The organism is Candidatus Infernicultor aquiphilus, assembly GCF_002784285.1.
In the GTDB taxonomy this organism is placed as follows: Bacteria; Atribacterota; Phoenicimicrobiia; order Phoenicimicrobiales; family Phoenicimicrobiaceae; genus Infernicultor; species Infernicultor aquiphilus.
The window spans coordinates 1,099-1,398 of record NZ_PFKO01000168.1 but is presented as its reverse complement, the minus strand read 5'-3'; the positions used below and the strand labels follow the sequence as shown (position 1 = coordinate 1,398).

Sequence of the window (300 nt, the reverse complement as noted above, 5' to 3'; positions counted from 1 at the left end):
CTGCCTCATTCCGCCACTTAACTGATGAGGATATTCGTTTGCCCTCTCTTCTGGCATAGGTATCTCCACTTTTTTTAGTAGTTCTACTGACTTATTTATCGCTTCTTTTTTACCAATCTTGAAATGCATCATCAAGGCTTCTGATATCTGAAACCCCACTGTTAATACAGGATTTAGCGCCGTCATAGGTTCTTGAAATATTATGGCAATTTCTTTTCCTCTTATCCCTCTCATCTCATCTTCGGTTTTTTTTAATAAGTTTTCTCCTTTAAAAATTACTTCCCCGCCAACTGTTTTTCC

Annotated in this window: 1 pseudogene; it reads right to left on the bottom strand. The window is 37.7% G+C overall.

What is annotated here, in order from left to right:
• Positions 1 to 300, bottom strand: a pseudogene (locus COZ07_RS04630) (ABC transporter ATP-binding protein); the annotation flags it as partial.